This is a genomic window from Massilia sp. IC2-477, assembly GCF_020707265.1.
Taxonomy (GTDB): Bacteria; Pseudomonadota; Gammaproteobacteria; order Burkholderiales; family Burkholderiaceae_D; genus Telluria.
Genome location: NZ_JAJFEQ010000006.1, coordinates 127,789 through 152,501, shown reverse-complemented (window position 1 = coordinate 152,501; position 24,713 = coordinate 127,789). Strand labels below are relative to the sequence as shown.

Here is a 24,713-nt window from a genome sequence, read left to right as displayed (position 1 = left end):
CTTACACCGTTGAATAGTTAACGGCCCCACGTAGAGGAGGCCACGAAAGAAGGAACACACCATGCTCTCTTGGGACGACGAACAAACCACCGCACCAGCCCCCCGCGCACCGCAAGCCACCGGCGACGCCGCGCCCGCCGCCGCCGAAGTCGCCAAGCGCGTCAACGCCGACGACAAACGCATCATCAACGGCCAGACCGACGTCAACCAGCTGGTGCCGTTCAAGTACAAGTGGGCTTGGGACAAGTACCTGGCCGGCTGCGCGAACCACTGGATGCCGCAGGAAGTGAACATGCAGCGCGACATCGAGCTGTGGAAGAGCCCGAACGGCCTGTCGGAAGACGAGCGCCGCCTGGTCAAGCGCAACCTCGGCTTCTTCGTGACCGCCGACTCGCTGGCCGCCAACAACATCGTGCTGGGCACCTACCGCCACATCACGGCGCCGGAATGCCGCCAGTACCTGCTGCGCCAGGCTTTCGAAGAGGCGATCCACACCCACGCCTACCAGTACATCGTCGAGTCGCTGGGCCTGGACGAGCGCGAAATCTTCAACGCCTACAACGAGATCGAGTCGATCCACGACAAGGACCAGTTCCTGATCCCGTTCATCAACGTGCTGACCGACCCGGACTTCAAGACCGGCACCCTGGAAAACGACCAGAAGCTGCTGAAGTCGATCATCGTGTTCGCCTGCCTGATGGAAGGCCTGTTCTTCTACGTCGGCTTCACCCAGATCCTGGCGCTGGGCCGCCAGAACAAGATGACCGGCGCCGCCGAGCAGTACCAGTACATCCTGCGCGACGAGTCGATGCACGTGAACTTCGGCATCGACCTGATCAACACGATCAAGATGGAAAACCCGCAACTGTGGACCCCGGCCTTCCGCGAAGAGCTGAAGGCCCTGTTCCTGCAGGCCGTCGACCTCGAGTACCGCTACGCCGAAGACACCATGCCGCGCGGCGTGCTGGGCCTGAACGCCCCGATGTTCAAGGGCTACCTGCGCTTCATCGCCAACCGCCGCGCCGTGCAGATCGGCCTGGATCCGCTGTTCCCGAACGAAGAGAACCCGTTCCCGTGGATGAGCGAAATGATCGACCTGAAGAAGGAACGTAACTTCTTCGAGACGCGCGTGACCGAGTACCAGACCGGCGGCGCCCTGAGCTGGGACTGATTCTTCCCGCCCATGCGTCCTGAAACCCGGCTGCCAGCGATGGCAGCCGGGTTTTTTCTTTCCTCGTCCACGGCTGTGCTAAGGTTGCGTTCCACACCGCTGCCAACCACGGGAGGACGCCAGCCATGCGCCAGCAACAGGACGAACTGCTCCAGACACTGAAGACGCGCTTCGACCAGCACATGCACCGCCACCCGGGGCTGTCCTGGTCCCTGGTGGAGGACAGGCTGGCCCGTCATCCGGCGGCACTGGCTGCGCTGGCGGAGATGGAAGCCACCGGCGGCGAACCGGACGTCATCGCGCATGACGAGGCCAGTGGAAGCATCAGCTTCTGGGACTGCTCGCCCGAGTCTCCCGCCGGCCGGCGGAGCATCTGCTACGACCGCGCCGCTTGGGAAGCACGCAAGGAAAACAAGCCACGCAGCAGCGCCGAAGAGGTGGCCTCAGGCATGGGCGTCGCGCTGCTGAGCGAAGAGCAGTACCGCCACCTGCAGACGCTGGGCGAATTCGACCGCAAGACCTCCAGCTGGATCGCCACCCCGCCGGAGGTGCGCAAGCTGGGTGGCGCGCTGTTCTGCGACCGCCGCTACGGCAGGGTGTTCGTGTACCACAACGGCGCCGAGTCCTATTATGCGGCGCGCGGTTTCCGCGGCCTGCTGAGCGTGTAAAGCCGGCGCTAGCGCGACGCCTTGGCGACCAGCGCCAGCAACTCGGGCGCCGCGACCGGCTTGACCAGGTGGTGGTCGAAGCCCGCCGCCAGGGCGCTGCAGCGGTCCTGCTCCTGCCCGTATCCCGTCAGGGCGATCAGGGTCGCTCCGCTGGTTTCCGGCTGCGCCCGCAGGCGGCGCGCCAGCTCGTTGCCGTCGATCCCGGGCAGGCCGATGTCGAGGATGCAGATCTCGGGGCGCACGAGTCTGGCCCGCTCGAGCGCCGGCAACGGACTGTATTCGAGCATGACTTCGTGGCCTGCCGCTTCCAGGCACATGCCCAGCATCTGCGCCGCATCGACGTTGTCGTCGACTACCAGGATGCGCCGTCTGCCCGCCGGCACCGCCGGCGCTGCTTCTTCCTGCGCCCGCACAGGCGCTTCCTGTCCGGCGGCACGCGGCAGGGTGACGATGAAGCGGCTACCCTGGCCTTCGCCTTCGCTGCGGCAAATGACGCTGCCGCCATGCAGGTCCACCAGGCTTTTCACCAGGGCCAGGCCGATGCCGAGGCCGCCCTGCGAACGGTCGACGCTGCGGTCGGCCTGGGCGAACAGGTCGAACACGCGTCCCTGCAGTTCGGGCGCGATACCGATGCCGTTGTCGGCCACTTCCAGCAGCACCTGCGCATCGCTCGTTCCCATCGTCACGGCGATACGCCCGCCCGCGGGCGTGTACTTGGCCGCGTTATTGAGCAGGTTGCTCAGCACCTGCACCAGGCGCTTGTGGTCGCCCAGCACCTGGGCGGCATCGGATGCCAGTTCCACCACCAGCCGATGGCGCTTGGCTTCCATCAGCGGGCGGGTCTGTTCGATGGCGTCGGCGATGACCTGCTTCGCGTCCAGCCGGGTCTTCTGCAGCTCCACCAGGCCGCGTGTCACGCGCGAGACATCCAGCAGGTCGTCCACCAGGCCGGTCATGTGCCGCACCTGGCGTGAGATGATCTGGCTGGTGCGGCGGCGCTGTTCGGGAGGCAGCTCTCTTGTCTCGAGCAGGTCGGCGGCGGCGCGGATCGGGGCCATCGGGTTGCGCAGCTCATGCGCCAGCATGGCCAGAAATTCGTCCTTGCGGCGGTCGGCTTCGCGCAAGGCTTCCTCGGCGCGCTTGCGCTTGCTGATGTCGATGCAGACCGCAAGGATGCTGTCGACGGCGGGGCCGCCGGGGACGCGGATCAGACTTACCGTATTGCTGACCCAGATAAAGCTGCCGTCCGGACGGAGGTAGCGCTTTTCGATCTCGAAGGCCTCGCCGGTGGCTACCGCGCGCTTGAACAACGGGACGTTCTGGGCCAGGTCGTCGGGATGCGTGATGTCCTGCATGCGGATCGCGAGCAGCTCTTCGCGCGTGCGTCCCAGGATCTCGCAATAACGGTCGTTGACCTGCAGGATACGTCCTCCCAGGTCGGTTTCGCAGATGCCGGCCGCGCTCTGGTGGAACACCGACTGCAGGTGGATCTCGCTCTTGCGCAGCGCGTCTTCGGTGCGCCGGCGCTGGGTCAGGTCGACAAAGGTGCAGACCGCGCCCTCCAGTTGTCCGTCGCGCCACACCGGGCGGGCACGGTACTCGACGGGGAAGCTGGAACCGTCCAGCCGGAAGAACAGTTCGTCCTCGACCACGGCCGGCACCCCGAACTGGGCGGCGCGGTAGATCGGGCAGTCCGCGACGCAGTAATGCGCGCCGTCCGGGTGCGAGTGATGGATCACATCGTGCAGCTTCTTGCCGATGGCTTCGTCCTCATGCCGGAATCCCAGCATCTTGAGGAAGGCCGCGTTGCACATGATCGTGACGCCGTCGCGGTCGACCGAATAAAAGCCTTCTTCAGTGCAGTCGATCAGCAGGCGCAGGTAATCGTGGCTGCTGCGCACGCGCTCCTCGGCCGCGCGCAGCTCGATGGCGATGCGGCTGCGCTCGATCGATTCCCAGCAGCGGTTCGCGACCGCCTCCAGCAGCCTGATGTCATGTTCCTGCCACTCGCGCGGCTGCGATTGGTGCAGGGCCATGCCGGCCACCCAGCGGTCTCCCTTGATCACGGGGACGGAGATGACCGCGCGGATGCCGGTATCGCGATAGGCCTGCAGCACGTCCCGGACCCGGTCGTCGCTCTTGGCATCCGTGACGACATAGGGCAGGCCGGCGCGGTTCAGGCGTGTGAATGCGGCGCCGAAGGCCGCCAGCTGGTAGCGTCCGACGATGCTGTCCAGGCCATTGGTGTAGTTGCCGGTCAGGGTAAAGCTGCCTTCGTCTTCGCTGACGTAGGCATAGGCGCAGCGGTCCGCGCCAAGGTGTTCGCCCAGCAGGCGCGCGGCGGTGCCGGCGATCTGCTCGGGATCGGTGAGCAGGCGGATGGCGTCGTCGAGTCCGGTAATGAACCGGTAGCGGGCGAGCTCGGCATGCAAGGATTCTTTGCCCGGCTCGTCTGCTTGCATTGGTCTCAGCGCCATATCTTTTGAACAGTTTTTGAGCATTATAGCGTTCGCCTGCGTGGCCCGACACGCGATACCGGGACCTAGCAAATCCACCATGGCAGGGGCGCTGGATGCTATGCTTCCAGATGAGATGGGAACGCTTCCAGTGAACAGCTGAGACCAGGAGGCAAGGATGCATTTGCGCAGGAGCAGGCAAATCGGACCCGGCGCGGCGCGCGCCATGCTGGTGGCGATACTCGCGGCCTCGATGCCGGCGACGGCGGCCCAGGCTGGCGCCAGGATCGCGGACCCCGGCCAGATGGTGCGCGCCCAGGGCGCCCGCTGGGTCACGGCGGACGGCAAGCCCATCGTCTTGAGGGGCGCCAACCTCGGCAACTGGCTGATCAACGAGTTCTGGATGATGGGGCAGGGCAGCAATGGCATCGACGACCAGTGCAAGCTCGAGGCGGCCCTGGACCGGCGCTTCGGCTACCCCGAGCGCGAGCGCCTGATGAAGCTCTTTCGCGACAACTGGATGACGGGCCAGGATTGGGACCGCCTGGCCGCCTTCGGCGTCAACCTGGTGCGCATTCCCTTCATCCACACGGTGGTCGAAGACGAGAAGAAGCCAGGCACACTGCGTGCCGACGCCTGGCATTACCTGGACTGGGCCATCGAACAGGCCGAACGGCGCGGCATCTACGTCATCCTCGACCTGCACGGCGCCGCGGGCAGCCAGGGCTGGGAACACCACAGCGGCTGCGCCGGCCGCAACCAGTACTGGAGCGTGCCGGAATACCAGCAGCGCACCGTGTGGCTGTGGCAGCAGGTGGCAGGCCGCTACCGCGACCGTCCTTCGGTTGCCGGCTACAGCCTGCTGAACGAGCCCTGGGGCACCGACTCGGCCAATATGGCCGCCGTGGTCGAGACCCTGTACCAGGCGGTGCGCGCGGTCGATCCGAACCACGTCATCATCCTGCCCGGCCACGTCAAGGACGACATCCAGGCCTATGGCAAGCCATCCGACAAAGGCATGCGCAACGTCGCCTTCGAGATGCATCCCTACCCGGGCCACTTCGGCTGGAGCACGGCCGGCCGTGAGGTGCACCGCGCCTGGCTGCGCTGCGAACCGGGCGGCCCGAACACCGTGTGCGAGTGGGACCGCCGCATCCAGGCGCTCGACACGCCCTTCTACCTGGGCGAGATCCAGCCCTGGGCCAGCATGGGCCTCGAACTGGGCGGCCAGGTGGCGCGCGCCAGCTTCGATACCTACGCGAAGCTGGGTTGGGCCGCCACCGCCTGGTCCTATAAATACGTGAGCAACAAGGGCGGCCACGGCCAGGGCACCTGGGGCATGGTGACGAATGCAGAAGGTGCGCTGGTGCCGCCGCTGGACTTCCATACGGCGTCAAAAACACGTATCGAAGCGCTGTTCCGGCTGTTCGGTACCCTGCGCTACGAGCCGCACGGTCCGCTGCAGCGCTGGATGACCAGCGCGACGCCGCCGGGTCCGTTCGCGCCCGGGGCAGAATAAGAGGCGCGCGGGTATGATGCCGCATTGTCCAGTTCGCATTTCCACAATAGGAGAACCCCTTTGCAAGCCAAGACCCTGACGCTGCATGCAGCGCTGCTCGCCAGCCTGGCGGCGCTGTCCAGCGCCCATGCGGCGCCGACCGCCGGCCAGACCACCTTCCAGAACAACTGCGCCAGTTGCCACAGCGTGGACGCGAACCTGTCCTCGCGCGCCGGCCCGGGCCTGTTCCGTGTCCTTGGGCGCAAGGCGGCTTCCGTCCCCGGCTATAACTATTCCGCCGCGCTGGTGAAAGCCGGCGCCGCCGGCAAGACCTGGACCCGCGAAGAACTGGACCTGTTCCTGCTCGATCCGGCCAAGAACGTGCCGGGCACCACGATGCCGGTCGGCGTGCCCGACAAGCAAACCCGCGCCGCGCTGGTCGACTATCTCGCCAGCCTGCAGGGTCCCGCTGCTGCGGCCGCGCCGGCCGCGGCGAAGCCCGCCACCGCCGCGGAGCGCACCGGCTCCTGGGATGACAACCAGCCCGGCCGCATCCACCACATCAAGCTCTCGGACCTGCCGCCGCCTTTCGCCACCAGCAGCGCCGGCAACGGCCCGCGCGTGGAGGCGCGTCCGAACGGCAGCATGCCGACCGTGCCGCAGGGCTTCGCGGTGAGCGTCTTTGCCAGCGACGCGGACAAGCCGCGCGTGGCGCTGCGTGCGCCGAACGGCGACATCTTCCTGGCCGCCACCGCCAAGGGCGACATCAAGGTGGTGCGCGCCAGGGACGGCGCATCGGGCGCCACCCCGGAAGTCTTCGCCACCGGCTTGAGCCGCCCCTACGGCATGGCCTTCTGGCCGTCCGGCGCCAATCCGCAATACCTGTACGTCGCCAACATCAATTCGATCGTGCGGATCCCGTACCGCAACGGCGACCTGAAGGCCCGCAGCGCGCCGGAAACCGTGGTGGCGCAGCTGTCCGACACCAGCGGCGGCCACACCACCCGCACGCTGGCATTCTCGCAGGATGGCAAAACCCTGCTGCTGTCGATCGGCTCGGCCACCAATGTCGCCACCGAGATCGGCGCGACGGCGCCCGAGCCGCTGCCGCAGTGGGAAGCGAAACATGGCGTGGGCGGCGCCTGGGGCGTGGAGACCGACCGCGCCACCGTCATGGCCTTCGATGTGGACGGCAAGAACCGCCGCACCTACGCCACCGGCCTGCGCAACTGTGTCGGCATGCTGGTCTACCCCGGCACCGGCGACGTGATGTGCACCGTGAACGAGCGCGATGCGCTGGGCGACAACCTGCCGCCGGACTACCTCACGCGCGTGAAGCAGGGCGGCTTCTACGGCTGGCCGTGGTACTACATCGGCGACAACGAAGACCCGCGCCTGAAGGGCCAGCGCCCCGACCTGAAGGGCAAGACGATCGTGCCGGACGTGCTGATCCAGTCGCACTCGGCGCCGCTCGGCATGGTGGTCTACCAGGCCCCGAAGGGCGCGAAGAACGCTTTCCCGAAGGAGTACGAAGGTGACGTCTTCGTGGCCCTGCACGGCTCCTGGAACCGCGGCGTGCGCACCGGCTACAAGGTGGTGCGCGTGTTCATGAAGAACGGCGTGCCGACCGGTCAGTACCAGGACTTCATGAGCGGCATGGTACTGAGCGACCGTGACGTCTGGGGCCGTCCGGCCGCTGTCGAAGTGGCGGCGGATGGCGCACTGCTGGTGGTCGACGACGCCGGCGGCACTGTCTGGCGCATCGCGCGGCAGCGCTGAAGCTCCCCACGGACCCGTCGCAAGACGGGTTTTTGTTGTTGAGCCCGGTCATCATCCGCCGGGCTGGCCTAGAATAAGGTGTCCGGATCGCCATAACGGAGGATGCAATGAACGTGAGGGATACGCCGCGCGCGGTGGCGCGCACCGTGGAGTGGGAATTCGCCCAATCGACCTATGCCGCGGTACTGGCGGAGCTACCGCCCGCGCTCTTTCCCTATTGGGCAGAGACGGCCCACCGTGAGTTTCCCGGCATTCCGCGCGACGCTTCCTTCTATGCCCAGTCGGCCGAAGGCCTGATGATCTTCTTCGACTGCGCCGCCGCCGCCGGCAGGCCCTGCGCGCTGCCCTCGCGTGCGGCAGACTCGGTCTGGCACGCCTGGGCGCGCATGGACGCGTCAGGCCTTGACCGCTTCTGCACCCGCCATTTCGGCAAAACCATCCCGCACCTCGAGAAGGCGCGCATGCAAGGGGCGATGGGCGGGGCGCTCGCGACCTGCCTGGTGCAGGCACGCCGCCGTGCATCGAAGTCGCCCGCCGGCCCCGACCTGCCGCGCCTGTTCACCCTGGATTTACAGCTCGGCATGCCAAGCGGTTTTGGATACCGGGTCATTGGCGGCCGGGTTGCCTGCTCGCCGCTCGACCAGCTGGGGCGTCCGGCCGGGCGCCCCAGCTTTCCGAGGGCCTTGATGCCAACCGCCTTGCTGCAGGCAGGCTTGATCAGCCAGGCCGAGTATGCCCAGGCCCGGGAAGCGCGCGACGCATCCGGGGATGCCGGCGGCGCCGCTGCTGGCTGCGACGGCGACGCCGGCTGCGGCGATGGCGGCAGTGGCTGCGGTGGCGGCTGTGGCGGCGGCTGCGGCGGCGGCTGAGGTTTCAGCCGCCGTCGATCCTGGCCGGCGCCTCAGAACTGCCGGCTATAGCCCAGCGTGAGCGCGCCGAAACGCTTGCGCGCATAACGCACCGCAGGCGGTCCTTCGGCTTCCGGACGCGGCAGGGCGAGCCAGGTGGTTTGCAGCGACACGCTGGACTGCGCAGAGACGCGGTAGCCCAGGCCGGCGCGCAGCTGCCATGCGAAGCCGCTCTTCGACGCCGGGCCGAAGCAACTGCAGCCATCCCCCAGGCCCACCCGCGGCATGGTCGCGCGCCCCCAGCCGATGCCTGCGCCGACGAAGGCATCGATCGATTCATTCAGTTGCTCGACGCGGTAGACATTCGCGAACAGCGCCTGGTAGCGGCCCCGCGCGCCGAGCGCCGCGCTGCGCGGCCCGATCGTCAGTCGTTTGGTCTTCATGCGGCCGGCTTCATATTCCAGCTCGTAGCGCGCATGTCCGGACTGGCGGCCAAGCACCAGGCCGGCGTGCGCCCCGCGGTCCAGGTCCAGGCGCGCCGTCGCCAAGCTGCCCGCGCCGTAGTCCACCTGGGCATTCCAGGATGTCGGTGTGTTCACGCCCGCATGCGCGCCCCAGTAGCGTACCGCGTCGGCGGCGCCGGCCTGGGTGCACAGCAGCGTGGCGGCTGCGCTCACGCCCAGGCGGGCGCACCATTGGGTCATGTTGCTCATACGTCCTCCTGTTTACCGTAACCGGTGCGAAGACCGTACCCAGGTCGGCCGCGCATAGCGCAGCGCAAGGCCTGGCGCACCGGCGAGCCAGGCAGCGGCCCCATTCATTCCGAAGTGTAGTGCGGCCGCCCGGCTCCAGATGAGCCCGTTAGAGCCGGTTCTGTGCGAGATCAAAGCCTTGCGTCTCCTGAGCAATAAATGGCGCTCCCGCCATGCTGTCGTCGTCAAGGGCCACGCTCGCGCCATGCTCCAGGCGCCACCGCTATCATGGCCGGCACAGGTCAGCGGTATCCGTCGTCCCGGGATCGCTTGGCCGCAGGAGACCACATGCCCGACAGTTTTGCCTTGCACTACATTCCAGAATCGTTCTCTGTGGCCGGCCAGAAGCTGATGGGCCGGCAATCGGCCGGCGTTGGCCTGTTGCAGGCACTCGCGCGGCACGACGGCTGGGACGCGATCGGCTGTTTCGCCGCGGAGCGCAGCCATGCCGAGGCGTTTGAAGCAGCGCTGCGTGCCGATGGCTACCACGGCGAGATCGGCTGGGTGCCGCCTTCGGCGCCGCAGCGCCTCGAGCGCTTCGGCTGCTTGTACCATCCCGGTCCCGGCATCGAGCGCCTGGCCTGGCGCCGGCTGGCGGCGGGCGAGCACCGCTACAGCCTGTGCGGCATCACCCATGCCACCGCCTCGCACGAGATGATGAGCATGGTGACCGACTTGCTGGTGGCGCCGGTGCGCAGCTGGGACGCGATCGTCTGCACCTCGCGCGTGGTGCGCGACAGCCTGCGCGTGCTGGTCGAGGAACAGGCCGACTACCTGCGCACGCGGCTCGCCGCTCAGCGCTTCGAGCTGCCCCAGCTGCCCTTGATCCCGCTCGGCGTGCACTGCGCGGACTTCACGCCGGATGCGGGGCGGCGCGAACAGGCGCGTGCGCGCATGGGCATCGGCGCCGACGATGTGGCCTTCCTCTACCTGGGCCGCCTGTCGGTGCATGCCAAGTCGCATCCGCAGCAGATGTTCAGCGCGCTGGAACGCGCCGACAAGGGCGGGCGGCGCGTGCACCTGATCATCGCCGGCTGGTACGCGGGCGAAGCGATCGAGGCCGCGTTTCGCGAAGCGGCGGCGCTGCTGTGCCCTTCGGTGCGGCTGGTCGAACTCGATGGCCGCCTGCCGGACGCCCAGCTCGATGCCTGGGCTGCCGCGGACGTGTTCACCTCGCTCGCCGACAATGTGCAGGAAACCTTCGGCCTGACCCCGGTCGAAGCGATGGCGGCCGGGCTGCCCTGCGTGGTGTCGGACTGGAACGGCTACCGCGACACGGTGCGCGACGGCGTCGACGGCTACCGCATCCCGACCGTGATGCCGGGACCGGGCGCGGGCCTGGACCTGGCGTTGCGCTACGACGATGGCGTGGACAGCTTCGACATGTACTGCGGCCACGCCAGCCAGGCGGTGGCGGTGGATGGTGCGCTGCTGGCGCAGGCCTACGGACAGCTGGTGCGCGATGGGAGTCTGCGGCGCCGCCTGGGCGAGCAGGCGCGCCGGCGTGCGCAGGCGGAATACGACTGGAGCGCGATCCTGGCGCGCTACCGCGTGCTGTGGGACGAGCTGGCCGAGCGCCGCCGCGCCGATCCGAAGCTGGCGCCGCCGCTGCCGGCGCGCGCACCGGACCGCCCCGATCCCTTCAAGCTGTTCGCGAGCTATGCGACGCGGCCGCTCACGGCGGCCTCGCTGGTGGAACTGACGCCGGACTCCTCGCTGGCGCTGGTGAACCAGTACCGGGAGCTGGCGATCAACCGCTTCGCCGCGGCCTCCCTGCCGACGATGGAAGACTTCGGGCAGCTGTTCGGCGCGATCGGTCCGCGCCCGGTGGAGGTGGAGGAACTGATCGACACGCTGGGACCGTGCGACCGCCCGACGCTGCTGCGCGGGCTGGCCTGGCTGTGCAAGATGGATTTGCTGCGGGTGGTCGAGTAATCAGGCTGCTCGTGCGGCTAGCTTGCGCGCACCGAGCGCATCCACGCTGTAGGCGCCGGCACCGGAAGCCACCACCTGCAGCAGGCCACCCGCCATCGCGATGTTCTTCATGAAGTGGATCAGCTGGTTCTGGTCGCCGAGGGCGTTGTGGAACACCAGTGCGGTCACCACCGAGAAGGCTGCCAGCAGGGCGGCCACAAGGCGCGTCTTGATGCCCAGCGCGAGCATCACGCCGCCACCCAGTTCGATCGCGATCGCGGCCACCAGCCCGAGCGTTGCGAACGGCAGTCCCACCGATTCGATGTAGCCGATGGTGCCACCCGGTGCGAGCGCCTTGCCGACGCCGCTGAAGACGAAGATCGCGGCGAGCAGCACGCGGCCGATGGCCGGCAGGGTGGATTGTATGGCGGTCGATTGGGTGGCGATGGTGTTCATGGCAGCTCCTTTGGATGTTGGGTTCGGTTTGTCTGCGCAGTGTTTGTCGCTGCGATGAAGTCATCTTAGGCATCAGGGATCAATCGAGGAAGCCTATATAATTCGATGATAAATATCGAAGGAGTAGATGGATGCTCGATGGCCTTACCATGGACCAGCTGCGCACCTTCATTGCCGCAGCCGACGAGGGCAGCTTCTCCGCCGCGGGGCGCAAGCTGCGGCGCGCGCAGTCGGTCGTCAGCCACACGCTGGCCAATCTCGAACTGCAGGTGGGCTTTGCACTGTTCGACCGCAGCGCGCGCTATCCGCAACTCACCGAGGCCGGGCGCTCGCTGCTGGAGCAGGCGCGTGCGGCGGCGGACAGCATGGACGCCTTCAAGGCGCGGGCACGCACGCTGGCGGAAGGACTCGAGCCCGAACTCGCGGTTGCGGTCGACGTGATGTTCCCGATCGCGACGCTCACCAATGCGGTGCAGGCCTTCCACCGCAGCTTCCCCACCACGCCGCTGCGCCTGTACGTCGAAGCCCTTGGCGCGGTCGTGCAGCCGCTGCTCGATGGCCGGTGCCGCATCGCCGTGATCGGATCGCTGCCCGACGTCCCGCAGGGCTGCGCGTCCGAGTACCTCGCCGCGATCCCGTCGGCCACCGTCGCCGCCCCTGGACATCCGCTCGCAAAAATCAAGGGCACTGTCTCGCGTGCCGAGATGTCAAAGCATGTGCAGCTGGTGCTCACCGACCGTTCCTCGCTCACAGCGGGCCGCGAGTTCGGCGTGATGTCGCCGCTGGTGTGGCGGCTGGCCGATCTCGGCGCCAAGCACGCGTTCCTGCGCGCGGGCCTTGGGTGGGGCAGCATGCCGCTGCATATGGTGCGGGGAGATCTCGCCGACGGATCATTGCAGCAGCTCCGTTTGAAAGCGCATCCATTGTTGGGAACGGCTTTTTCAATGCATGCGATCTGGCTCAAAGACCAGCCGCCAGGACCGGCGGGAAGATGGTTTGTCGATCAGTTGAAATGCGATTCCGTGTGATGGTTAACGGACGAATGCGCAATCGCATGTTTAAGTGCGAAACATGATTTGGTTTGTGGCGGATGGGTTGCGCACTCACAAAGTTTTCGTGTACTTTACGTGTTTGAATTTGTCAAAACGTGAACATGTGATATTGTCGCGTGCATCCGGGCAGTAATCGATCGATAAATAGGACACTGATTCAATCAGTATGCACTTAAGCGAAGCGAAAAGAACAAGCCGCACTGCCTGACCGAGTTCAGGCAAGGCGGCTTTTTCTTTTCGCGCCCGCAAGGGTAGCGATGTGAAAACGCGTTGAGTCGGTTACCTAGCGACGTTGGCTGAAGCGCTGCAATTGTGAGGAGTTGCAGCAGTTCAGCCGGTGCCGGATTCATTGGCCCAAATCGCCTGACGGTTTGGTCCGATGAATAATTCGCCCGCCACAGTTTGGGTGGGCGGGTTTTAAAACTTGAGCGTATTTCTCATCGCAGATGAAGGAGAATCAAAATGGCAACCGCTAAGAAACCAGCAGCAAAGGCTGCAGCCGAGAAACCGGCAGCTAAGAAATCCGCAGCCGCAAAACCGGCAGCCAAGGCCGCCCCGGCCAAGGCAGCCGCCAAGCCGGCCGCAAAGCCTGCTGCCAAGAAAGCTGCAGCAAGCAAGACCACCGCTACCAAGTCGGCAGCGAAGCCGGCAGCGAAGAAAGCCGCCGCCAAGCCGGCAGCGAAGCCTGCTGCTAAGAAAGCTGCAGCAAGCAAGACCGCTACCAAGGCAGCAGCTAAGCCGGCAGCAAAGAAAGCTGTTGCTAAACCGGCAGCAAAACCGGCAGCGAAGAAAGCCGCCGCTAAACCGGCAGCAAAAGCCGCTACCAAGTCGGCAGCAAAGCCTGCAGCGAAAAAAGCTGTTGCTAAACCGGCAGCAAAGAAAGCTGCTGCTAAACCGGCAGCAAAGCCGGCAGCGAAGAAAGCCGCTGCTAAGCCGGCAGCGAAAGCCGCTACCAAGTCGGCCGCAAAGCCAGCAGCAAAGAAAGCCGCTGCTAAGCCGGCAGCAAAAGCCGCAACCAAGTCGGCAGCAAAGCCGGCAGCGAAGAAAGCTGCTGCTAAACCGGCAGCAAAGAAAGCCGCCGCTAAACCGGCAGCAAAAGCTGCTAGCAAGTCGGCAGCCAAGCCGGCCGCTAAAAAAGCTGCTGCTAAACCGGCCGCCAAGCCTGCCGCTAAAAAGGCCGCTGCTAAACCGGCAGCCAAGAAAGCCGCCGCCAAGCCGGTAGCAAAAGCAGCCGCGACCAAATCGGCCGCTAAGCCTGCTGCGAAGAAAGCCGCTGCTCCAGCTAAAGCCGCTGCAAAACCGGCTGCAAAGAAAGCCGCAGCGCCTGCCAAAGCCGCTGCTAAACCCGCTGCAAAGAAAGCCGCAGCGCCGGCGAAAGCCGCCGCTAAACCGGCTGCCAAGAAAGCTGCAGCACCGGCTAAAGCCGCTGCTCCGGCAAAATCGGCTGCTCCGGCTAAATCGGCTGCTCCGGCTAAATCGGCTGCTACCAAAACCGCTGCGACCAAATCGACCGCTGCCAAATCCGCCGCCAAGCCTGCTGCAAAGCCGGCCGCAAAAGCGGAAGCCAAACCGGAAGTGAAAGCGGAATCGAAACCGGAAACCAAGGCCGAAGCCAAGCCGGAAGTGAAAGCCGATTCCAAGGCTGATTCGAAAGCCGATTCCAAGGCGGATTCGACCGATTCGAAATCGGACAGCAAGGCAGCCGCACCGGCTCCGGCAGCGAAAACCACGCTGTCGCCGGCAGCCGCATGGCCGTTCCCGACCAGCAGCCGTCCGTAATTCCGGCTCGATAGCGAGTCTTGCCTGGATCAGGCAAAATACCGCTGTGTGATCTTTCACACGGCGGTTTTTTTTTTGAGGAGCCTACGTGCTGTCCATTCTCCAGTTTATCGTCGATACCGCTGCCGGCCTGCTGGGCGGATTGCTCCTGCTGCGCTTCTGGATGCAGGCAACCCGCGTGCGTCCGCCGCAGCAGATCGGCCAGTTCACCTTTACCCTGACCGACTGGATGGTGCTGCCGCTGCGGCGCCTGGTGCCGGGCATGGGCGGCTATGACTGGGCGAGCCTGATCGGCGCCTTCCTGGTCGTGCTGCTGGCCAGTTCGCTGCTGCTGGTGGCGGGGGCGCCGGGGGAGATGGTGCTGATGCACGCCCTGTACCGCTTCCTGACCTGGATCCTGTACGGCTTCATGGCGCTCCTGATCATCGATGCGATCTTCAGCTGGGTCAATCCGCATGCGCCGCTGGCGCCCTTCGTGCACGCGCTGAATACGCCGATCCTGCGGCCGATCCGGCGCGTGGTGCCGCCGGTTGGCGGAATCGATCTGTCGGTGCTGGTGGCGCTGGTGCTGATCCAGATTATCCAGTTCGTGCTGCGGCAGGTGTTTTACGGGTAATCCGATCACGCGCTGCGCCAATAAAAAATGGGTCCCGATGGGACCCATTTTTTTGCCCGGTGAGCGCGGACTGTCAGCGGAACTTGTACCCGAATGCCGCCTCAAACTTCTGTTCGACTTCCTGCGCGGTAAAGCTGTGGTTCTGGCCACCGATCGAGCCAATCTTGATGGCGCCCAGCAGGCTCGCGATGCGGCCGGTGGTGGGCCAGTCGAGGCCATTCGTAATCCCGTACAGCAGGCCGGCGCGGTAGGCGTCTCCGCAGCCGGTCGGGTCGACGATGTTCTCGGCCTTCACGGCCGGGATGCGGTGGTGTTCGCCGCCGGCGTAGATGTCCGAACCTTCGCCGCCGCGGGTGACGATCAAGGCATCCAGGCGCGCGGCGATGTCGGTCAGGCTCAAGCCGGTGCGGTCCATCACCACTTCGAATTCGTAATCGTTGCACGCCAGGTAGCTGGCCCCGTCGATGAAGCGGATCAGTTCGTCGCCCGAGAACATCGGCAGTTGCTGGCCCGGATCGAACATGAAGGGGATCTTGTGGGCGGCGCAGTCGGCCGCGTGCTTGATCATGCCGTCGCGGCCGTCCGGCGAGATGATCGCCACGCGCAGCGCGCCCTGGTCGGCGACACTGTTCTCGTGCGAGTGCTGCATCGCGCCCGGGTGGAAGGCGTTGATCTGGTTGTTGTCCTGGTCCGCGGTGACGAAGCACTGGGCGGTGTAGGCGTCAGGGATGGTGCGGATGCCGCGCGTTTCGAGGCCCTGCTTCTTCATGCGCTCGAGGTAGTCGCCGCCGTCCTGGCCGATGGTGCCCATGATCAGCGGTTCGCCGCCCAGCAGCTTGAGGTTGTAGGCGATGTTCACCGAGCAGCCGCCGTACTCGAGGCGCATGGTCGGCACCAGGAAGGAGACGTTCACACGGTGCAGCTGGTCGGCCAGGAGGGTGTCGGCGAAGCGGCCGTGGTACTGCATGATCTTGTCGAACGCGATCGATCCGCAGATCAGGGCGGTTTTGGTCATGGATGGGCTTTCAAGGGTAGAAGACGGCGATATGGTAGCCGGACGGCGCCGGCTCCTCGACGCGGAAGTGCAGCTTGATCGGCTGCTCGGCGTGCGCGGCGAATCCGGCGGCCAGCAGCGGGCCGGCCGGCAGGTAGTCGCGCGGACCGAACACGCGCCGCACCAGCGGCTTGTCTTCGGCGTCGGACAGGGTCAGTTCGATGCTGGGCCAGGCCTGCGTGGCCTCGCCCTGGTTGCGCAGCTGGGTGCTGAAGGTGTATGCGTTGCCGCCCAGCGTGGTCAGTTCGCCGGTATCGATCACCAGCTGGTCGATCTGCGCCGGCAGTTCGATGCGGCAGCCGAGCACGCCGCACAGCGAGACCAGGGTGGGGGTCAAGCCGGGGTAGCGCGCCGCCAGCGGATCGTGGAAGCTGCGCACGGCCTGGGCCGCGGCCAGCACCAGCAGCAGCAGGCTGCCGACGGCCATGGCGATGCGCAGCGCCTTGCCCGAGCGTTCGCGCTGGCGTCCGCGCCGCACGAACTCCGGCTCGTCCGGCTCCGGCACGCGCAGCTTGGGTGGCTCGATCCTGGTCGGGGTCAGCTTGGAGCGGCGTGCACGCGCTTCGGCGGCCTTGGTGCGCGGCGTACGCGGCGCGACCGGCGGTGCGCTGGGCGGCAGCGGCATGGTGACGGTGGCGGGCCCCGATTCGCGCAGCAGCAGCGGGGGCGCGGACGATGCGGTCCTCGCGGCCGCAGGAGCGGGCGAAGCGGCAGGGGCGGGCGCAGGATCCGGGTCGTAGTAATGGCCTGGTGGCGGCGCCGCGACCAGCGCTTCATCGACCTGCAGCTCGGCCGCAGGCGCTTCCGGCGCCGGTTCCGGTTCCGGCGCAGGTGATGGCTCAGGGGCCGGCTCAGGTGCTGGCTCAGGTGCCGGCTCGGGCACAGGCTCCGGAGTCGGCTCCGGCTGCGCCTCGGCCACGGGCGCGGTCAAGGACTTGCCCTCGGCCGCGCCATCCTCGTCGCTTACCTGCGGAATGATGCCGAAGGGCGCGAAGGTGCGGTCGAATTCGAGGGTATAGATGGGGTCTTCGGCCGTTTCCCCGGCTGCCGGAGCCGGGACTCCGGTCTCCGCATCCGTTGCACGGCGGCGGCGTGGAGAAGAAGATGGAGGAGGGGAAGGCGGCGCCGCAGTGGCCAGGTCGACCAGCGCGGTGTTACCGTCGAATACCTCGGTGCAGGCGCCACAACGCACGATGCCCCCGCGCAGCTTGAGCTGGTCCGCGGCGACGCGGAACATCGTGCCGCAGTGGGGGCATTGGGTGGCGAGCGCCATGCGTCAGCCGGCAGTGGCGGAGCGCGGCGCGGGTGCGGTGTCCTGGCCGAGCGTCCCGTGAAGGGCAACCCAGCCGTCCTGCTCGGCCCAGACGCCCAGCTTGATGAAAGGTGCGTAGGCGCTAGCGACTTCCTCCGCCTGGCGCGCCAGCACGCCCGACAGGATCAGGCTGCCGCCAGGGGCCACGCGGCCGGACAGCATCGGCGCCATCAGCTTCAATGGGCTCGACAGGATGTTCGCCACCACGATGTCGAACTGGCCCTTGGCATGGCGCTCGTTCGGCGTCACGGCCAGGTCGTCCGGCACGTAGAAGTCGATCGCACAGCCATTGCGTTCGGCATTGGCGCGCGCGGATTCGATTGCCTGCGGATCGATGTCGACGCCGGCCACATCGCCGGCGCCGAGCTTCTTGGCGACCATCGCCAGGATGCCCGAGCCGCAGCCGTAGTCCAGCACCGATTTGCCCGGCGCCGGATGCGCTTCCAGCCATTCCATGCACAGGCGGGTGGTCGGGTGGCTGCCGGTGCCGAAGGCCAGGCCGGGATCGAGTTCCAGGATGAGGCCATTCGGGTCCGGCGCTTCGTGCCAGCTCGGCACGACCCAGATGTTCTTGCCGATGTGGATGGGCTCGAACTGGGATTGCGTGAGGCGCACCCAGTCGGCGTCCGCCACCGCGCGGGTGGTGAAGGAGGGCACGACCGGCAGCTTGATGGCGTTGGCGGCTTCCTGCACGATCGCGAACTGGTCGGCATCTAGGTCGGTGAGCGCGACGACGCGCGAATGGTCCCAGGCCGCTTCGGTCGGCTCCATGCCCGGCTCGCCGAACAGCGGCTTTTCCGCCTCCGTGCCTTCGTCCGCGTCTTCCACCGAGACCGACAGGGCGCCCGCTTCCATCAGGGCGTCCGACAGGGCCTCCGCGTGGTCACGCGCTACTTCGATGACGACTTCGGTCCAACTCATGCGTCTACCTTAACTTCCGATTTAGCGCCGATGCCCGTTTCCTTCGGCAGGTCCGGCTTGGCGGCCAGCTTCTGCTCCAGGTAGTGGATGTTGGTGCCGCCCTCGATGAAGCGGGCGTCGACCATCAGCTCACGGTGCAGCGGGATATTGGTGAGAATACCTTCAACCACCATTTCCGAGAGCGCGATTTGCATGCGGCGGATCGCCTGCTCGCGCGTCGCACCGTAGGAAATTACCTTGCCGATCATCGAGTCGTAATGAGGTGGAACATAATATCCTGCATACGAGTGCGAATCGACACGGATGCCGGGACCGCCCGGCGGGTGCCAGCTGGTGATGCGGCCCGGCGACGGGGTGAACTTGAACGGGTCTTCGGCATTGATGCGGCACTCGATCGCGTGGCCCGACAGCATGATGTCGCGCTGGCGGAAGCGCAGCTTCTCGCCGCAGGCGATGCGGATCTGTTCCTGCACGATGTCGATCCCGGTGATCATCTCGGTGACCGGGTGTTCCACCTGCACGCGGGTGTTCATCTCGATGAAGTAGAACTCGCCGTTCTCGTACAGGAATTCGAATGTGCCGGCGCCGCGGTAGCCGATCTTGCGGCAGGCCTCGGCGCAGCGGTCGCCGATCTTCTCGATCAGCTTGCGCGGGATGCCCGGCGCCGGTGCCTCTTCGATGACTTTCTGGTGGCGACGCTGCATCGAGCAGTCGCGTTCGCCCAGCCAGACGGCGTTCTTGTGTTCGTCGGCGAGGATCTGGATCTCCACGTGGCGCGGATTTTCCAGGTACTTCTCCATGTAGACTTCCGGATTGCCGAAGGCGCTGCCGGCTTCGGTCTTGGTCATCTGCACGGCGCCCAGCAGCGCGGCTTCGGTATGCACGACGCGCATGCCGCGACCGCCGCCGCCGCCGGCGGCCTTGATGATGACCGGGTAGCCGATGCGGCGCGCGGTCTGGATGATCTCCTTCGGATCGTCCGGCAGGGCGCCGTCCGAACCGGGCACGCAGGGCACGCCGGCCTTGATCATTGCCTGCTTGGCCGAGACCTTGTCGCCCATCAGGCGGATCGAGTCCGAACGCGGGCCGATGAAGACGAAGCCGGATTTCTCGACGCGCTCGGCAAAGTCGGCGTTTTCCGACAGGAAGCCGTAGCCCGGGTGGATCGCCTCGGCGTCCGTCACTTCGGCGGCGCTGATAATGGCCGGCATGTTCAGGTAGCTGAGCGCCGACTGGGCCGGCCCGATGCAAACCGATTCGTCGGCCAGCTTGACGTACTTGGCGTCCTTGTCGGCCTCGGAGTGAACGACAACCGTCTTGATGCCCAGCTCACGGCAGGCGCGCTGGATACGCAGCGCGATTTCACCACGGTTGGCGATGAGGATTTTTTCAAACATGGTAGGTTCGGTGTTTCAGTGAAAACCGGCGCAGCCTGTAAAAGCACGCGCCGGACACGACATAGGATGGGCTGGCGGCAGGGCGCCGCCGGAGGCTGCTTAGCCGATCACGAACAGCGGCTGGCCAAATTCGACCGGTTGGCCGTTTTCCACGAGGATCTTGGTGACCGTGCCGGCGACGTCGGCATCGATCTCGTTCAGGAGCTTCATCGCTTCGATGATGCACAGGGTATCGCCCTGCTTGATGCTCTGGCCGACTTCGACGAAGGCGGCGGCGCCCGGGGCCGAGGAGCGGTAGAAGGTGCCGACCATCGGCGACTTCACCACGTGGCCGGTCGGCTCGGCGGCAACGGCCGGTGCTGCTGCCGGTGCGGCGGCGGCCGGGGCGGCCTGCGGAGCGGGTGCGGCGTAGTGCTGCACGGCCTGCTGCGGGACCATCATCATCCCGTTGTTCTGCGGGTTTGCGGACGACTTGACGATGCGGACCTTGCTTTCGCCTTCGGTCACTTCGAGTTCAGCGATGTCCGATTCGGCGACCAGGTCGATCAAAGTCTTGAGTTTTCTGAGATCCATGTGAAACCCCTTGGAATGTTTTATTCGTTTTTAAGAGAGCTGGCAACGCGATGGCGGGTCGCCCTGCGGCCGCTGATACATGAAGTTGACGTAGATTAACGCGATTTAAGCGCAAAGTCGATGGCAAACCGGTATCCGTCCGGACCCAGGCCGCAGATCACGCCTTGCGCAATTGCGGACAGGTACGAGTGGTGCCGGAAGGGCTCGCGGGCGTGGACATTCGAGATGTGCACCTCCACGAACGGGATCGCCACCGCAGCAAGCGCATCGCGCAGGGCCACGCTGGTATGGGTCAGGCCGCCCGGATTGATGACGATCGCATCCACGCCTTCGCCGCGGGCGGCGTGGATGCGGTCGATCAGGGCTCCTTCATGGTTGCTCTGGAAGCAGTCGAGGCTTGCGCCCGCGCCGAGAGCCTGTGCCTCTGCTGCCTGCTCGATGTCGGCCAGCGTCGTCGCGCCGTACACCGCAGGCTCCCGGGTCCCCAATAAATTGAGGTTGGGGCCATTAAGCAGCAGTAGCTTTTTCGCCATGTTGAAGAGTCTGAACGCCCGAAAGGAAGGCATTGTGCCGCCAAGCTCGACTATTGGCAAGCAGTAAAATTGTCAGGCGATAGGGGCATGTTCGGAGAAGTTCGGAAAAGAACGATCGTTCGCAGGCCCCGGGTTCAACCGTTCAGTTTGGCGAGGTCGGCGCGCAGTTCGTCGAACTTCAGCTTGCCTAGATAAGTCTTGCGCACCTGCCCGTCGGCCCCGATCAGGACCGTATATGGCAGGCCGCCCGCACTGTTGCCGAATTCGCGCGACAGCTCGGTGCCGCCCATGCCGGCCACGTACAGCGGGTAGGCGATCTTCAGCTTGGCCGCGAATTCGTTCATGTTCGAGGGCGAATCGATGCCGATGCCGATCACATTGAAGGTCTTGCCGCCGTCCGTATGCGCCAGCTCGGACAGTTCCGGCATCTCCTGCACGCAGGGCGCGCACCAGGTGGCCCAGAAATTCACCACCAGCGGCTTGCCGCGCCACTGGGCCAGCGATTGCGGCTTGCCCTGCAGGTCGTTCAGCGACTGCTTGAAGAGATTGTCCACCGCCGTGTGCGGCTTGCCGCCGGTCGGCGCAATGGCGGTGGTATAGGGAGGCACTTCCTTTTTATTGATCGCCACGAGGGCGCCCATGATGCCGAACAGCGCGGCGACGGCCACATACGCAGCCACATGCTTTTTATTCATTCGTCCTGTTCCAGTGTTTCGTCATTCGCCATCAAGGCGCGCAGCCCCGCTGCGTCAACCCGTTGAAGGCGGCCATCCGCGCGCGGCTTCAGTGCCCCGCGCAAGTCATGAAAGTCGTACAACTCGGCATGAATAGTTTCCTTATGCCACATGAAGCTCACCGTTTCAACCGGATCGTGCCGTCCGCCCTTGAAATGGGGCGTTTCGGAGATCTCTATATCGACGTTACGGTTGAGCAGGTAGATCTCGACTTCCTTGGCGCTTTCCGCAAACAGCTGCAGGTGGATGTCGTCATGCTCGCCCGCCGTGCCGTTGAGCACGGCGCCGGTGAGGTAGGGGCGGAAATCGGCGAGCTGGTCCATCACCTGCAGGGCCGTCTCGCGCATGGCGAGCAGGCGCGCGGCCTGGCCGGCGCCGCCGAACAGCTGCTGGTATTTACGGACTTCGTCCTCGATCTGCAGGTTATCGGGCATCAGGTTGGGGCTGGGGCGGTCGACCCCGAGCACCTGGCGGGCGGCCTTGCGGCGCGCGGTGTCGTAGTCGGCGCCATCCTGGGCGATCATGCGCGCCGCATTGGCAGCAATTTCGGCGCGCAACTGGAGTACATCACTATTCGGTGTAGGCATGATGCTTGAATCATACTCTTAAGCGGAAAATGACAGCGGGTCGGGTAGAATCGCGCTTTCGGTCCCTACCGCAGCTATTTCTTTTCGACCATGCACATTCATATCCTCGGTATTTGCGGCACCTTCATGGGTGGCCTGGCGGTCCTGGCGAAGGAAGCCGGCCACCGCGTCACCGGTTGCGACGCCAACGTCTATCCCCCGATGAGCACCCAGCTGGAAGCCCAGGGCATCGAGCTGATCCAGGGCTACGGGCCGGACCAGGTGTCGCTGAACCCGGACCTGTATGTGATCGGTAATGTCATGACGCGGGGGAATCCGCTGATCGAAGAGATCCTGAACCGCGGCCTGCCCTATGTCTCCGGCCCGCAGTGGATTGGCGAACACATCCTGCGCGACAAGTGGGTGCTGGCCGTGGCCGGTACGCACGGCAAGACCACGACCACCTCGATGCTGGCCTGGATCCTGGAAGACGCGGGCTACGCGCCGGGCTTCCTGATCGGCGGCGTGCCGATGAACTTCGGCATCTCGGCGCGCCTGCACGGCGACAAGCCGAGCGAGTTCTTCGTGATCGAGGCGGACGAATATGACACCGCCTTCTTCGACAAGCGCAGCAAGTTCGTCCACTACCACGCCAAGACCGCGGTGCTGAACAACCTGGAATATGACCACGCCGACATCTTCCCGGACATCGGCGCCATCGAAACCCAGTTCCACCACCTGGTGCGCACCGTGCCGGGCGTGGGCCGCCTGGTGGTGAACGGCGACGAAGCCTCGCTGGCCCGCGTCCTCAAGCGCGGCTGCTGGAGCGAGAAGGAGACCTTCGGCGCCGCCGATGGCGTGAACTGGACCCTGGTCGAGCATCCGGGCGGCGCCAGCTTCGACGTCCTGTTCAATGGCGACGTGCAAGGCACCGTGCACTGGGAGCTGACCGGTCACCACAACCGCTCGAACGCCCTGGCCGCGATCGCCGCCGCGCGCCACGTCGGCGTGCCGACCTCGCAGGCGATTGCCTCGCTGTCGCGCTTCCAGAGCGTCAAGCGCCGCATGGAAGTGCGCGGCGTCGTCAACAATGTCACCGTGTACGACGACTTCGCCCACCATCCGACGGCGATCGCCACCACTGTGGGCGGCCTGCGCCAGAAGATCGGTACCTCGGGCCGCATCCTGGCCGTGCTGGAGCCGCGCTCGAACACCATGAAGCTGGGCGCCATGAAGGATGCGCTGCCGGGCAGCCTGAAGGACGCCGACCTCGTGTTCGGCTTCGGCAGTCAACAGGCGCTGGGCTGGTCGCTGGCCGATGCGCTGAAACCGCTGGGCGCGATCGCCCACAGCTTCGACCAGCTCGACTACATGGTGCAGGCGATCGTGCAGGCGGCCCAGCCGGGCGACCATATCCTCGTGATGAGCAACGGCGGCTTCGGCGGCGTGCACCAGAAACTGCTGGACGCCCTGGCTCCATGATTCTGTATCTGCATGGGTTCCGCTCCTCGCCCCGGTCCTTCAAGGCGCGCGTGGTGCACCAGGCCCTGGCGGACGCAGGGCGCGCGGGTGAGCTGATCTGCCCGCAGCTGCCGGCCTCGCCCAAGGAAGCGATGGCCCTGGCACTGCTGCTGGCCGAGCGCCATGCGCCGGACAACCTGGCCATCATCGGCTCCTCGCTGGGCGGCTTCTACGCCACCTGGCTGGCCGAGCGCCTGGACGTGCCGGCGGTGCTGCTCAACCCGTCCGTGAATCCGCTCAAGAACCTGGAACACCACGTCGGCGTGACCACGGCCTGGCATTCGGACGAAGCTTTTGAATTCCGCCGCGAATTCATCGACGAGCTGGCGGCGCTGCGCGTCGAGAAGATTACGAAACCGCAGCGTTATTACCTGCTGGCCGCGACCGGCGACGAAGTGCTCGACTACCGCGACATGGTGGCGCACTACGCGGGCGCAAAGCAGCACGTGATCGAAGGCAGCGACCATGCGATCTCGGAATTCCCGCAATACGTGGACGACGTGCTGGCCTTCTGCGCGAGCCGGGTGCAGTGAGGGGCGCGTCCTTGCGCCTGGCGGCGTGGCAGCCGCATGTGCTCGCCGTGCGCGCGCCCGCGGCCATGCAGGACTGGCTCACGACCGAGGGCTCGCTGACGGCGCGCCTGATGGCGCACAGCGCGCGTTTCCGCGTGCGCCGGCTGCACCAGAACGCCGCCACCTGCCTGGCGGACGAGGCGCGGGCGATCGGCCTGCCGCGTCCGGGCCGGGTGTGGGAGCGCGAAGTGCTGCTCGAGTGCGACGGCGTGCCAAGGGTGTTTGGCCACACGGTCGTGCCGACCAGTTGCAGCGCCAGCGACTGGCCGCTGTTTTCGGCGCTGGGCGAACGTTCGCTCGGCACCACCCTGTTTTACGACCCGCTGGTGCGGCGCGGCCAGCTGGAATTCGCGCGCATCCGCGCGGGCCATCCGCTGTTGAACCGCGTGCGCGCGGCGCTGGGCGGAGTCGAAGCATCCCATTATTACGCGCGGCGCTGCGTCTACCGCCGCCGTCAAGGCCTGCTGCTGGTCACTGAGGTATTCTTGCCTGCGGTGCTCGGCCTGACGCCGGCCACACCATTACAGAACACGAAATAAAC

23 protein-coding genes are annotated in these 24,713 nt (G+C 66.0%); 12 read left to right on the top strand and 11 right to left on the bottom strand.

What is annotated here, in order from left to right:
* Positions 1-61 precede the first annotated feature (61 nt).
* A complete protein-coding gene (locus LK542_RS14000) occupies positions 62-1,171 on the top strand; it encodes a ribonucleotide-diphosphate reductase subunit beta (RefSeq protein ID WP_227801707.1) in 1,110 nt (369 codons plus the stop codon).
* A gap of 125 nt (positions 1,172-1,296) precedes the next feature.
* Complete coding sequence (locus LK542_RS13995; protein ID WP_227812361.1) at positions 1,297-1,839, top strand: DUF4256 domain-containing protein; 543 nt, start codon at positions 1,297-1,299, stop codon at positions 1,837-1,839.
* Positions 1,840-1,847: 8 nt separating this feature from the next.
* On the opposite strand, the gene LK542_RS13990 is transcribed toward LK542_RS13995, so the two are convergent.
* Positions 1,848-4,301 (bottom strand): PAS domain S-box protein, encoded by a 2,454-nt coding sequence (locus LK542_RS13990; protein WP_227812360.1) that lies wholly within the window; start codon positions 4,299-4,301, stop codon positions 1,848-1,850.
* 172 nt (positions 4,302-4,473) lie between these two features.
* Here LK542_RS13990 and LK542_RS13985 point away from each other — a divergent pair, with 172 nt between their 5' ends.
* The 3 genes from LK542_RS13985 (at position 4,474) to LK542_RS13975 (ending at position 8,441) form a co-directional block, all read left to right on the top strand.
* Positions 4,474-5,814 carry a glycoside hydrolase family 5 protein gene (locus tag LK542_RS13985; protein WP_227812359.1) on the top strand — a complete coding sequence of 447 codons (1,341 nt, stop codon included), beginning with the start codon at positions 4,474-4,476 and terminating at the stop codon, positions 5,812-5,814.
* 60 nt (positions 5,815-5,874) lie between these two features.
* Positions 5,875-7,572, top strand: a complete 1,698-nt coding sequence (locus tag LK542_RS13980) for a PQQ-dependent sugar dehydrogenase (protein ID WP_227812358.1) — start codon at positions 5,875-5,877, stop codon at positions 7,570-7,572.
* 107 nt (positions 7,573-7,679) lie between these two features.
* The gene (locus LK542_RS13975; protein WP_227812357.1) at positions 7,680-8,441 is read left to right on the top strand and encodes a hypothetical protein; all 762 of its coding nucleotides are present in this window, start codon (positions 7,680-7,682) and stop codon (positions 8,439-8,441) included.
* Between the two features lie 32 nt (positions 8,442-8,473).
* On the opposite strand, the gene LK542_RS13970 is transcribed toward LK542_RS13975, so the two are convergent.
* Positions 8,474-9,133, bottom strand: coding sequence for an outer membrane beta-barrel protein (locus LK542_RS13970; RefSeq protein WP_227812356.1), 660 nt, complete (start codon positions 9,131-9,133; stop codon positions 8,474-8,476).
* Between the two features lie 327 nt (positions 9,134-9,460).
* Here LK542_RS13970 and LK542_RS13965 point away from each other — a divergent pair, with 327 nt between their 5' ends.
* Positions 9,461-11,107 (top strand): glycosyltransferase family 4 protein, encoded by a 1,647-nt coding sequence (locus tag LK542_RS13965; RefSeq protein ID WP_227812355.1) that lies wholly within the window; start codon positions 9,461-9,463, stop codon positions 11,105-11,107.
* On the opposite strand, the gene LK542_RS13960 is transcribed toward LK542_RS13965, so the two are convergent.
* A complete protein-coding gene (locus LK542_RS13960) occupies positions 11,108-11,542 on the bottom strand; it encodes a DoxX family protein (RefSeq protein WP_227812354.1) in 435 nt (144 codons plus the stop codon).
* A 131-nt stretch (positions 11,543-11,673) separates the two neighbouring features.
* Here LK542_RS13960 and LK542_RS13955 point away from each other — a divergent pair, with 131 nt between their 5' ends.
* From LK542_RS13955 to LK542_RS13945, 3 genes are all read left to right on the top strand, one after another.
* Positions 11,674-12,570: a LysR family transcriptional regulator gene (locus LK542_RS13955; protein ID WP_227812353.1), complete on the top strand. Its 897-nt coding sequence runs from the start codon at positions 11,674-11,676 to the stop codon at positions 12,568-12,570.
* A 486-nt stretch (positions 12,571-13,056) separates the two neighbouring features.
* The gene (locus tag LK542_RS13950; RefSeq protein ID WP_227812352.1) at positions 13,057-14,373 is read left to right on the top strand and encodes a transcriptional regulator; all 1,317 of its coding nucleotides are present in this window, start codon (positions 13,057-13,059) and stop codon (positions 14,371-14,373) included.
* Between the two features lie 88 nt (positions 14,374-14,461).
* Complete coding sequence (locus tag LK542_RS13945) at positions 14,462-14,989, top strand: YggT family protein (RefSeq protein WP_227801692.1); 528 nt, start codon at positions 14,462-14,464, stop codon at positions 14,987-14,989.
* A 73-nt stretch (positions 14,990-15,062) separates the two neighbouring features.
* Here LK542_RS13945 and LK542_RS13940 read toward each other — a convergent pair whose 3' ends face one another.
* The 8 genes from LK542_RS13940 to LK542_RS13900 all read right to left on the bottom strand — a co-directional run bounded on the left by LK542_RS13940 (position 15,063) and on the right by LK542_RS13900 (position 22,100).
* Positions 15,063-16,004, bottom strand: a complete 942-nt coding sequence (locus LK542_RS13940; RefSeq protein ID WP_227812351.1) for a carbohydrate kinase family protein — start codon at positions 16,002-16,004, stop codon at positions 15,063-15,065.
* Positions 16,005-16,014: 10 nt separating this feature from the next.
* Positions 16,015-17,316 (bottom strand): zinc-ribbon and DUF3426 domain-containing protein, encoded by a 1,302-nt coding sequence (locus LK542_RS24825; protein WP_267877550.1) that lies wholly within the window; start codon positions 17,314-17,316, stop codon positions 16,015-16,017.
* A gap of 3 nt (positions 17,317-17,319) precedes the next feature.
* Entirely contained in the window at positions 17,320-18,276 is a 957-nt protein-coding gene (gene prmA / locus LK542_RS13925; RefSeq protein ID WP_227812350.1) for a 50S ribosomal protein L11 methyltransferase, read from the bottom strand.
* Positions 18,273-19,673: an acetyl-CoA carboxylase biotin carboxylase subunit gene (accC, locus tag LK542_RS13920; RefSeq protein WP_227801688.1), complete on the bottom strand. Its 1,401-nt coding sequence runs from the start codon at positions 19,671-19,673 to the stop codon at positions 18,273-18,275. The genes prmA and accC overlap by 4 nt, the downstream gene beginning before the upstream one ends.
* Before the next feature lie 99 nt (positions 19,674-19,772).
* Complete coding sequence (gene accB / locus LK542_RS13915; RefSeq protein WP_227801686.1) at positions 19,773-20,246, bottom strand: acetyl-CoA carboxylase biotin carboxyl carrier protein; 474 nt, start codon at positions 20,244-20,246, stop codon at positions 19,773-19,775.
* 95 nt (positions 20,247-20,341) lie between these two features.
* Positions 20,342-20,779, bottom strand: a complete 438-nt coding sequence (gene aroQ, locus LK542_RS13910) for a type II 3-dehydroquinate dehydratase (RefSeq protein WP_227801684.1) — start codon at positions 20,777-20,779, stop codon at positions 20,342-20,344.
* 134 nt (positions 20,780-20,913) lie between these two features.
* Positions 20,914-21,474, bottom strand: coding sequence for a TlpA disulfide reductase family protein (locus LK542_RS13905; protein ID WP_227812349.1), 561 nt, complete (start codon positions 21,472-21,474; stop codon positions 20,914-20,916).
* Positions 21,471-22,100, bottom strand: a complete 630-nt coding sequence (locus LK542_RS13900) for a hypothetical protein (RefSeq protein WP_227812348.1) — start codon at positions 22,098-22,100, stop codon at positions 21,471-21,473. The genes LK542_RS13905 and LK542_RS13900 overlap by 4 nt, the downstream gene beginning before the upstream one ends.
* A 90-nt stretch (positions 22,101-22,190) precedes the next feature.
* Between LK542_RS13900 and mpl the strand changes: the two genes are divergently transcribed.
* From mpl to LK542_RS13885, 3 genes are read left to right on the top strand one after another with little or no spacing between them, the layout of a single operon-like run.
* Positions 22,191-23,561 (top strand): UDP-N-acetylmuramate:L-alanyl-gamma-D-glutamyl-meso-diaminopimelate ligase, encoded by a 1,371-nt coding sequence (mpl, locus tag LK542_RS13895; protein ID WP_227812347.1) that lies wholly within the window; start codon positions 22,191-22,193, stop codon positions 23,559-23,561.
* A complete protein-coding gene (locus LK542_RS13890; protein ID WP_227812346.1) occupies positions 23,558-24,133 on the top strand; it encodes a YqiA/YcfP family alpha/beta fold hydrolase in 576 nt (191 codons plus the stop codon). Before mpl ends, LK542_RS13890 begins: the two co-directional genes overlap by 4 nt.
* Positions 24,134-24,144: 11 nt before the next feature.
* Positions 24,145-24,711: a chorismate lyase gene (locus tag LK542_RS13885; protein WP_229521272.1), complete on the top strand. Its 567-nt coding sequence runs from the start codon at positions 24,145-24,147 to the stop codon at positions 24,709-24,711.
* Positions 24,712-24,713: the final 2 nt, after the last annotated feature.